Source organism: Phyllobacterium sp. (genome assembly GCF_037994425.1).
In the GTDB taxonomy this organism is placed as follows: Bacteria; Pseudomonadota; Alphaproteobacteria; order Rhizobiales; family Rhizobiaceae; genus Phyllobacterium.
Genome location: NZ_JBBNAM010000078.1, coordinates 1 through 10254, shown reverse-complemented (window position 1 = coordinate 10254; position 10254 = coordinate 1). Strand labels below are relative to the sequence as shown.

The 10254-nt window shown below is 58.7% G+C and carries 6 protein-coding genes and 2 pseudogenes; 4 read left to right on the top strand and 4 right to left on the bottom strand.

Annotated features, from left to right (window positions below; genetic code table 11):
* A pseudogene (locus AAAB35_RS06005) lies at positions 1 to 528 on the top strand (decarboxylase); the annotation flags it as partial.
* 83 nt (positions 529 to 611) lie between these two features.
* On the top strand, positions 612 to 2303 hold the full coding sequence (gene aspT / locus AAAB35_RS06000) for an aspartate-alanine antiporter (protein ID WP_340667300.1): 1692 nt from the start codon (positions 612 to 614) through the stop codon (positions 2301 to 2303).
* A gap of 18 nt (positions 2304 to 2321) precedes the next feature.
* Here aspT and AAAB35_RS05995 read toward each other — a convergent pair whose 3' ends face one another.
* The 3 genes from AAAB35_RS05995 to AAAB35_RS05985 all read right to left on the bottom strand — a co-directional run bounded on the left by AAAB35_RS05995 (position 2322) and on the right by AAAB35_RS05985 (position 6419).
* Positions 2322 to 2999: a MarC family protein gene (locus tag AAAB35_RS05995; protein ID WP_340667299.1), complete on the bottom strand. Its 678-nt coding sequence runs from the start codon at positions 2997 to 2999 to the stop codon at positions 2322 to 2324.
* 380 nt (positions 3000 to 3379) lie between these two features.
* Positions 3380 to 5083: a SulP family inorganic anion transporter gene (locus AAAB35_RS05990; protein WP_340667298.1), complete on the bottom strand. Its 1704-nt coding sequence runs from the start codon at positions 5081 to 5083 to the stop codon at positions 3380 to 3382.
* Between the two features lie 541 nt (positions 5084 to 5624).
* Positions 5625 to 6419 carry a class I SAM-dependent methyltransferase gene (locus AAAB35_RS05985; RefSeq protein ID WP_340667301.1) on the bottom strand — a complete coding sequence of 265 codons (795 nt, stop codon included), beginning with the start codon at positions 6417 to 6419 and terminating at the stop codon, positions 5625 to 5627.
* A gap of 1419 nt (positions 6420 to 7838) precedes the next feature.
* On the opposite strand from AAAB35_RS05985, the gene mobC reads away from it, so the two are divergent.
* Both mobC and AAAB35_RS05975 read left to right on the top strand, forming a co-directional pair.
* Entirely contained in the window at positions 7839 to 8375 is a 537-nt protein-coding gene (gene mobC / locus AAAB35_RS05980) for a plasmid mobilization relaxosome protein MobC (RefSeq protein WP_340667297.1), read from the top strand.
* Entirely contained in the window at positions 8365 to 9438 is a 1074-nt protein-coding gene (locus AAAB35_RS05975; protein WP_340667296.1) for a relaxase/mobilization nuclease domain-containing protein, read from the top strand. Before mobC ends, AAAB35_RS05975 begins: the two co-directional genes overlap by 11 nt.
* A 144-nt stretch (positions 9439 to 9582) precedes the next feature.
* On the opposite strand, the pseudogene AAAB35_RS05970 reads toward AAAB35_RS05975, so the two are convergent.
* Positions 9583 to 9854: pseudogene (locus AAAB35_RS05970) on the bottom strand (helix-turn-helix domain-containing protein); the annotation flags it as partial.
* Positions 9855 to 10254 lie beyond the last annotated feature (400 nt).

The following is a 10254-nucleotide window of genomic DNA, read 5'->3' as shown; positions in this document are numbered from 1 at the left end:
AGCGTCCTGTTGCAGTCCAACATAAACAATACGCGCAGCGATGTGGCCCACCTTGTCCGCGTTCTGGTGGAAATCTGCCACGCTATCGAGAAGCGCCTTTCGGATGGCGGCGAACCCGAGCGCACTGTATTCGAAGCCCGGGTGAAAGCTCTGATGACCGACGTGCCGGACCTTCCCAATTTCAGTCATTTCCACGAAGTCTTTCGTGGCGACGCCGGCCGAACGACGCCGGAGGGCGATATCCGCACGGCATTTTTTGGCGCTTACGACCCCACGATATGCGAATATGTTCCGCTGTTTGGCGCAGAGTGCGACCGCCGGCTGCGCGACGGACCGGAGATGGTCTCGGCCAACTTCGTCATACCCTATCCGCCGGGATTCCCGATCATGGTGCCGGGTCAGGTGCTGACCCAGGAGACGATCGACTTTATGCGCAAGCTCGATGTCAAGGAAATCCACGGATACGAAAAAGCGAAAGGCCTCAAGCTGCTGCTGCCTGATGCGATTGCGGCAAAGGCTAAACGTTGAACGACGGCGCTGGGGCGCGCCGTGTGGCACCGAGCTGATCGTGTTTTAGCACGCGAAGATCCTCGCGGGGGGAGGGTTTGGTTATGATTTGGTTCGAGCAATTCCTGGTCAAGTATCCTGAGCTCGCCGTATTCCTTGCGATCAGTATTGGTTATCTGATCGGGGACGTGAAGGTCAGAGGCTTCAGCCTTGGACCTGTTACCGGCTCTCTCTTTGCCGGCATTGTAATCGGTCAATTCGCCCACGTGCCGATTGCCGGTATGGCTAAGTCGTTCCTTTTCCTCCTCTTCCTGTTTGGCATCGGCTATTCGGTCGGGCCGCAATTCCTGCAGGCCCTCAAGCGAGACGGGTTGAAGCCCGTGTTGCTAGCCGTCATCGTGTGCGTCACCGGTTTGCTCACTGCGATCGTCATCGCCAGGGTTCTGGGGCTCGATCCAGGCTTTGCTGCAGGCCTTGTTTCGGGCGCGCTCACAGAGAGTCCAGCCATGGGTACGGCGACGGAGGCCATTAATGCGCTTCCTCTGATGGAGGATGAGCGTGCGCGGCTCGTGGCGCACGTCGCGGTGGCCGATGCGGTCTGTTACGTCTTTGGCGCTGTTGGCGTCATTGTGTTCTGCAGTGTGGTGGGACCGAGATTGCTTGGCATCGACTTGGCGGCCGAGGCGCTCAAGCTCGAGCAGGAGTTGGGCATCAAGCGGACGACGGCGGGGGTCACCTCAGCCTGGCACAGGTTCGAGCTGCGCTCCTACCGGATTGCGGAAGGTTCGCCGGCCGTGGGTTTGTCCATCGCGGCGGCCGAGGCAAAACTTCCTGAGCACCGCCTGTTCATCCAGCGCGTGCGACGGGGGGACACGGTCATCGAAGCAACCCCGGAGTTCGTGTTGGCCCCAGGAGACGTCGTCGCAGTGTCTGGCCGGCGAGAAAGTCTGGTGGAGGTGCTCGGTCAGCGCGCCGCCGAGGTAGAGGATCGCGAGCTTCTCGATATTCCAGTGTCAGTGGCAGACGTGCTTGTAACAAGCCGGGACCTCGACGGCCGGAATATTGCGGATACGGCCAAGGAGGACTGGGCCCGTAGCCTCTATCTGCGAGCAATTACGCGCGGGACCCAAGAGCTTCCGCTTGCACCCGGCATCGCGGTGCAGCGTGGCGACATTCTCCGCCTGGTGGGACCAGAAGGCGTCGTCGCGCGTGCAGCCAAGCGTATAGGTGTCATTATCGCTCCGACAACCGCGACGGACTTCTTCGTTCTCGGCCTCGCTATCTTCTTTGGCGGGCTCATCGGCGTGCTCGTCACGATTCCAATCGGAGATATGCGAATCTCTTTGAGCACGAGCGTCGGAACTTTGCTTGCGGGGCTGATCGTCGGGCATATGCGCACGCGCTTTCCGCTCTTCGGCCGCATACCAGATGGAGCCGTCTCGCTGATGACCGCACTCGGTCTTGCCGCCTTCGTTGCGATGACCGGCCTGCATGCCGGGCCCGTCTTTTTCTCTGCCATTGCCGAAGCTGGTGTCGGGCTCCTGTTCGGCGGTATGATTGTAACCCTTATGCCCCTCATTGTAGGGCTTTATCTCGGACGCTACCTGCTGCACATGAACCCTATACTGCTTCTCGGGGGCCTGGCAGGGGCCCAGACAATGACTGCGGGCATGGCGGCCGTTCAGGACCGCTCTGGAAGTCCCGTTGCCGTCCTCGGCTATACGCCGGCAGTTCCCATCGGGCATATCCTGCTCACGACCTGGGGAACCGTCATTGTCGGCGTGATCGCGGGGTAAGTTCCGCTTGCCGAGGGTTTAGGGTCGCGGCGCAAAACCCGCGGAAATGACGGAACTCAACAGTTCGTTTCCGCCCGACCAGAGAATCTGCAAGCCGAGGCAGAAAAGTATGAACGCGGACAGCCTCACGGCGATATCGGTACCGCCGGGACCGAGAACTTTTTGGATACGATCCGCGTAGGCGAAGCAAAGCAGGATCGTCAGCGCCAGAACAGCAATGGCGACGACACTTGCCACAACGAATATGATCCTGTCCGCAGCTCTCGTAATCGTTGCCTCTGAAAGTCCGATGCTGATAACCACGGCCATCGAACCTGGCCCCGTCGTCAGGGGGAGAGTGAGAGGATAGAAGGCCTGGTCGAGTAATTTATGCGGAACACCGCCCGCCGGCGTTTCCAGTTCTTTCCGGCTGCCTTCATTGAGGAGTTTCCAGCCCGAGACAGCGACAATGAACCCGCCGGCGATGCGAAGGATGGGAATTGAGATGCCGTAAAATTGCAAAATAAGCGCGCCGAGTAGGAACGAGCACACCAGCAAGACGAACGAATTCAACGCGATGCGCCGCGCAAGGATAGCCCGCAGCTCAGGCGTGGCGCCGCTGGTTAACCCGAGGAAGACAAGTGCGGAACCGGGCGGATTGACCACTGGAAAAATCGATGCCAGTACCAGGACGAACGTATTGATAGCGGCGTTCATTGGTGGAGTTCCACAGCAATCGGACGCGCAATGGCGAGTCTTTGAGATGTCTTCAAGACAATCAACCGGCTGGCCGCGTGACTCATCTCATTGCCTTCCAGACCGCAAGCGTCATCCACCTTGCTAGAATAGGATGAGACCATACAGCGATTGGAAGCGCGTTGCTACCGCTGCGCCGGCGGAAGGTGCGGTGAGACATACGCATAGTAGTATTGAGACGTTCGAGGAGGGTTGCGGATGATCAACTCTGCTTCTGACAAAGTAGCGACAAACGTAAGCTCGGCTCGATCGATGGAGTCAGGTCGAGCGCGATATTCTCCGCTCATGAAGCAACATCGCGTTTGTCATGCGCGGCGGCGCGACGGGCGAGTTTTGCCCAGTCATTCTTTGGTTTCAAAAGGTCCTTTCGCAACCATCGTCACTGGGGGCACTGTGGTTTCGAGATATCGTCGGAGGCCAGTTTCGGCGCTGGGAAACATGCGATCCTCACCAACGCGGTCGGCGAAGCTGGATCTGCGGATGTAGTCAAGGACGTCCGGATTGAGACCGGCGAGCCACATCTCGACTCCCTCTTTCGCAAATCGACCTTCGCCATCGATGAGCATTTGCAGCGCCGAATACTCGATATCGAAGACCCGGCTGAGGTCGAGCATAAGGACGCCTGGCTTGTTATTGGCAACGAGTTCCCGAACCCGGTCGCCCACCTGCTGGGCGTTAGCGAAGAAGAGCCTTCCTTCCGGACGCACGATCAGCAGACCCTCGAAGGTCTCGTCATTCGGATGCTCTGGCGATATCGGGCGCAGTAGGTCCGCCCCGCGTTTGCGGCCGATCACGTGGATGCGTGGACGCGCCGCCTGACTGGAGAGGCCAAGCAGCGACAAGGCGATCGCGACGACAATGCCCTGCAGCGTGCCGAACACCAGCACGCCGAGGAAGGCAGCGAGCGCCCACCTGAACTCCATTGTCCGGACCTTGCGGATCGATGCGAATTCGAGCGGCTGGATAAGACCGATTGAATAGACGATCACGATGGCCGCAAGCACAGCCTGCGGCAGAAGCCCCAACAGCGGCGCCAGAGCCAGCATGGTTGCCACCGAAACCCCGGCCGTAACGAGAGATGCCTTCTGCGTCCGTCCTCCGACGGCGCGCACCACCGCCGTCTGCGATGTCCCCCCGCCGGCGGGCATGGCTCCGAAGAAGGCCCCAGACAGGTTGGCTGCACCAATGGCGAGAAGTTCCCGGTTCGGCCTGAGCGGCGGCTCCGACGGGGTTGCAAAGGCCCGGCCGGCGGCGATTGTCTCGGTAAAGCTCATGAGCGCTATGCCGATCGCCCCGGGGAGCAGCCGCATCGCAAGTTCCGGGGTTGGCAGCGTTATTGAAGGCAGCGCTTGTGGAATAACCCCGACCGTTGCCACACCGGCCCCACTGAGATCGCCCAACCAGGACGCGGCGATGCCCGCGCCGATCACCGCCAATGGCGCTGGCGAGTGCGGCCAGACGCGCTCGGTTATCAGGAGCAGGACCAGGGCCGCACCCCCAAGCGCCAGCGTGAGGAGGGAGGTCTCGGGAAGATGCTGGACGAGGCTAAGTACATCACGGAGGAAGCCCTCCTTCGTGATGTGGACGCCAAAGAGCTTCGGCACCTGATCAAGCACGATCACAAGACCGATGCCAGCCTTGAAGCCGATCAGCACTGGCGCCGAAATCAGGTTTGCAACGAACCCGAGACGAAGGACTGAAGCGAGAAGAAGCAGGATCCCGGTCAGGGCAGTGAGGGTCGCAGTTGCTGTGATCAGCTTGCCTGGATCTCCGTCCGGCACGACCATGCCCAGCTCTGCGGCAGTGAGTATCGCCAGGGTCGTCGTTGAACTGGTGCTCAGGACCCGTGACGTGCCGAGGAGGGCATAGACGATCATCGGAACAAAGGCAGTGTAGAGCCCTACGCTGACTGGCAGGCCAGCGACGGTCGCATAGGCCATGGCTTTGGGCAAGACAACGGCCGCCGCCGTAAGGCCCGCGACCACGTCTGGACGCAGCCCGCGATCGGGCAGGTGAACCAGATTGCCCGCGCCGTCCGATGGCATCACGTAACACTCCTAATGTCCGTCGTTTAGCTACCGAACTAAATTAGCACACAGATTCGTAAAAATACTGCCTTCAAAAGAACTTACCGCGACAGGAGCGCGAGAATTAAAATCCTATTTCGTCATCGAAGTCTTGGTGACTTCAATCGTACACCATTCCACCGACAACCTGTCACCGTTCGGGCGAAGTGTCCTGCGCAAAAAAGAAGACATAGAGGGCAGTGCGAGCACGTTCACCAAAGATCAGCAGTGATATAGGTCTTGACTAGAAGAGGAGGAAACCGACGATCCTCCGTGATTATCCACCCTTAGCCTGATAATCCTTCCATTATTATCGCGACTATCAAAAACCGCGCTGTGATGCATCGTTGGATAGTTACTTATCACCAAATCTGAAGGATGATGGGTATGGCAAATTCGCCTCAATCGGGTGATGCCGTGCGATCGCATTTCTTTAACCGAATGCCAAAGCGGCTTTGAATGATCGCCGCTGTCCGAAAAAGGAGCCAATTCGATCGAGGAGAAAAGCAACACTTCATCTTCACGGCCTATGCGCCGTAATGATTAAGGCCGGCATTTCGAAGGCGATGTCACCGTTCTCGCCCGCGAATGGTTGGAGTGCCAGTTCAGCTTCTCGCGAGAGTTCTTCAAATTGTTGGTCGTCAAGCATACCGCCTAGGGTCCACGCGCACGCCCTCTCGGTCGATACCAGCGACGCGATCGACGCAAAACGAACTTGTCCGCTGTGTTGGCGGACCTGCGCATTCTCTATGCCCGCATCATTACAAAGTGACAGCAACGTCTCGGGGTTACCCAGTACGAAGGGAGCACGAAATGCGTCTGCCACCGGTGTTCCAAAGAGGCGCTCGAGCAGTTTGGCGAATGTGGAATAGCCGGGCGAATGGTCTAGTGAATCGCAAACGGCAACGGCGAGACTACCGCCTCGTCTAAGGACACGCATCATCTCCTTCAGGGCGGCGATGCGGTCACGGAAGAACATGATGCCAAACTGACTAACAACGGCATCGAAGGTGTTATCCTCGAAAGGGAGGGACTCTGCAACTCCCTCATGCCATTCGATTCTTACACTCTTGCGCCGTGCTACGCCCAACATTTCGGGGCTCGCATCAAGTGCGGAGACCTTTCCCCCTGTGCCAACCCTGCCGGCAGCGGCAAGCGCCAGCACGCCTGTCCCGCAGGCGACATCAAGCACCTTGCTGCTTGGGTTTATCTTTGCCGCGTCCAAGACAACGGCCGCCCATTGTTGAAACAATGCCGGAACAAAAAGTTCGTCATAGATTTCGGCCGGCGTCCGGATATCATTCGAAGTTTGCACGATGAGACCTCTTCTTCGCCGCGCCGACACTTGCGCGCGGTGGATGTCATGTCAGGAAAAGTGTAATCTCGAGCATGACCGGTTCCCATAACCGTATGTCCGAAACACTTGCTCTATCGTCCGCCATTCGGCCCCGGACCGATAAACTTGCGACGTCGCCAAATCTATGCCCCATGGCCGGCACACTGACGACGCGCGATCCATTGTCCGCTTTGTTGCGCGAGGTGAAGTTCACGGGCGCCCTGTTTTTTTTGGTGGATGCTTCATCGCCTTGGGGTGTCTGCGTTCCAGGGGCAAACAAATTCGCGCGGATCATTCTTCCGGACGCACACATATCCTTTCCTATCATATCGTACTGGAAGGTTCGGGCTGGGCTAGTGTGCGGGGAAGCGCCTGCGGGCAATTCGCTGCGGGAGATGTTCTCGTTTTTCCTCATTCCGATCCCTATGCAATCGTGAGTACCCGAGATCAGGCACCTGAGCTGGATGAAGCCGAAACATTAAATTTCTTTCGGGACATGGCTGCGGGCAAGCTGCCATTCGTAGTACAAGAAGGGGGCGGTGGCCCCGAGCGCGCTCGATTCGTTTGTGGGTTCCTTGGATGTGATACACGTCCATTCAACCCACTGATTTGCACACTGCCGAAACTGCTGCATATACATGGCGCCCTCAGTCCAGCCAATGATTGCTCGATCGACTAATTGGTCTCACCCTCGCTGAGGCAGAGAAGCAGCGCGCCGGCGGTGAGTGCGTTCGTCTGGGGCTTTGTGAACTGATGTTCGTTGAGGTAGTTCGTCGTTATCTCGAAACCAGTCCGCTCAATCAATCGGGATGGCTTTCAGGATTGCATGACCAGAGAGTTGGTCGAGTGCTTGCTTTGCTGCACCAACGTCCGGCTTACGGCTGGACGCTAGACAAACTTGGCCGAGAAGCAGGTATATCGAGATCAGTCTTGGCGGATCGTTTCATGAAGCTGGTTGGGTACCCGCCCATGCATTATTTGCTCCGATGGCGAATGCAGATCGCCGCGAGGCTGCTTTCCGACAGCACATCAACGATCGCTGAAGTCGCTGCCGCAGTAGGCTACGCTTCAGAAGCTGCTTTCAGCCGTACCTTCAAGAAAATCGCTGGAAGATCGCCAGCGACGTGGCGGCAATTCAGAGACTGAAGCTTCCGAAATTGCGATGAGCTCTCATGAGCTCGTCGACTTGGTTCCCAAGTATTTAGGTGCCGCGGAGGGCATTCGGGTGGAGCGGTGGGGGAGGGCGGAGCCATTCCCTTAAAGGTTCAACTACCGAACGAAGCGAAACAACCCCAGGTGGGTAAACTGTTTGTACACACGGATTTTTTTGCTATTACGTTTCTAGTGCGGGATAGCGAATGCGACTGAATTTTGCCAACATGGCCGACAACGAGGGACATGAAGCATCTGAGCACAAACATCGATGACGACCTCGCCGAACGCTTTTCAGAGCTGGCTCGTGCACATGGCGGCAAGTCGGCCTTGCTGCGTCACCTCGTGAGTCTGGCCGTTGACGGACCATCGCCACAGCAAACGCCGACGCTCCCCGAGCCAGCGGGGCGGGCCGTGCATCTGTCGGTGCGGCTTTCGGCCAACGAGGTCGCGGAGGTGAGGAAGGCGGCGGCAGCTCGTGGTATGAAGCCGTCGCAATGGCTTCGCTCGGTGGTTCGTGTTCGGCTTGGTGCTGGCACACAATACAACGCTTCAGAGGTGCATGCCTTGCGTGCCCTCACCAATCAGGTGCGTAGGATCGGCGTTAATCTCAATCAGCTTGTCCGCGCCGCCAATGAAGCCCGCCTGGAAAATGCGCCTTTCACCGTTGACAACAGAGTGCTGGAAACTACCCGAGAGAAAGCCGAACGGACGTTGACCACGCTTCATGTGCTGGCGCGTGGCAACGTCCGCGTCTGGGAGGGGCACGCCGATGGCGAATGACCCGAAGGTCCGCTTGCTTTACGAGGATTTTTACCAGCAAGTGGGCGTGTCGGCGGCATGGACGCCGCCAGCAAAAATCAGCGTCTATCGCGACGCGCTGACCAAAGGACGGACGACGCCCCGGCCGCGCAATTCGGCGGCGGACAAGGCAAGGCTGGCGCGCATCGCCGACAAGGCCCCGGAAGTCATGATCAAGATTACCGGACGCACACGCGAGAGCGGGCATCTGAAAGCGCATATGGATTATATCACTCGCAACGGTGAAGTGGGGGCAGAGACGGATTACGGCAACATGAAAGGCAAGGACGCCGTTGCTGATATGCATGCCGACTGGTCAGACGATGAAATCATCTATGCCGGGCAGTACCAGTTTCGCAAGGCGCCGCTTTCGGTGAACATGGTGCTGTCGATGCCGCCCGGGGTTGATCGCGATGCCTTCCGCAACGCGGTGCGCGATTTCGTGGACGCGGAACTGCTTCCCCGTGTCGATGTGATGGTAGCGTTTCACGACGACACCGAGCACCCGCACGCGCATGTCACCGTGCGCGGCCGCCAGCACAACGGCAAAACCTTCAATCCGGGCAAGCCGGTACTTCAGCGCTATCGGGAGCAGTTTGCCGGCGCACTGCGCCATCGCGGCATCGAGGCAGAGGCAACGCCGCGTTATGTGCGCGGCCATACCATGAAGTCCGAGCGGTCGCATGTGCGCCAGATGCGCGAGCGGGGGCTCATGCCCCGCAGCGAGAGTGCAGCGATCCGTGATGCCTACAACGATCTGCGGCGTTCCGGCGGGACAGACGGACGCAAACGACCATGGGAGGGCGCAGCCAGGGCGCGGCACGCAGGAATAAAGCATGTGTATTCAGCCGCGGCACGCGAACTGGCCGCAAGCGCCAATCCTGCAGACCGTGAGCTTGCCAAAAAGGTTGAAGCGTTCGTTCAATCAATGCCTTCTCCGGCATTCGCTCACGATCTCTACAAGCAGGCGCTTGCGCGGCAGCTTGCGGAAAGGACAAAGCCCCCACCAACGACAACGAAGCAGCGAGACGGGCCGGAGCGGTGACCGAACCTGGCAATGCAGCTGCTGTAAGAGCCTGAATTGAGCCAGTCCTTTCTCGCGCCGGGTCCAAGTGAATATACCGGGACTCCGGATGCTATGGTGCGGGTAAAGCGGTAACACGACCGCCGCCGACGCCATCGTTCGCCGTCGCTCAACAACTTCCGTCAAAACCTCGATCCGGTGCAGCTCGCGCAATTTGCGCCGACGCTCAAGCGCCATGTCGTTGGCGGTGACGCAATAATAGCCGTTGAGGTCCGGCATCTGCGGATCCGCGAAGGCATTGCGCTTGAGTTCACGGAAAATCGTCGAGCGGTGGCGGCCGAGCCTGGCGGCTATCAGTTCGATACCGATGCCGGCATCCGCCAGCGGGCGATCTTGCGGCGTTCATTCATATCAATCTGGGAGTAGGTGCGTTTCATGAGACATTCCTTGCGAGCGATAAGCCATTGTTATCTCTCGCAAGTCGCACTTCATCCTTGAACCCACCCGGCTACAAATGAATGTGGCAGCAAGGTTGGAATGTCCGCCGTTGCGCAAAGTAAAGATGTCACTTTGGGCGTCTTCAGCCATTTGGAAATGCGACACTCCAGCTCCAGCGCAAGCCCCGACCGGACCGGCTGGGCCGGGTTGCAAGGGGAGGGAGGGGGCGGGTGAAGGGCGCCGTCCGGCTTTAGCTTTCAGGCTTTCAATCTTCGCGCTCCTGGGGAATGATCTGGATCGGATCGACACTCCAGTTGGTTCTGCCAGGATTACGCAATGCTTCCCAAAATTGAGCTGCTTGCCGACGTTGATGTACTGACCCTGTCACCGCTGGTTCGC

Bases quoted from the DNA above. Each gene is read 5' to 3' on its own strand.
- AAAB35_RS05995 (WP_340667299.1), bottom strand. From the start codon at position 2,999: ATGAACGCCGCTATCAATACGTTCGTCCTGGTACTGGCATCGATTTTT.
- AAAB35_RS05975 (WP_340667296.1), top strand. From the start codon at position 8,365: ATGGCGAATGACCCGAAGGTCCGCTTGCTTTACGAGGATTTTTACCAG.
- AAAB35_RS05990 (WP_340667298.1), bottom strand. From the start codon at position 5,083: ATGCCATCGGACGGCGCGGGCAATCTGGTTCACCTGCCCGATCGCGGG.
- mobC (WP_340667297.1), top strand. From the start codon at position 7,839: ATGAAGCATCTGAGCACAAACATCGATGACGACCTCGCCGAACGCTTT.
- aspT (WP_340667300.1), top strand. From the start codon at position 612: ATGATTTGGTTCGAGCAATTCCTGGTCAAGTATCCTGAGCTCGCCGTA.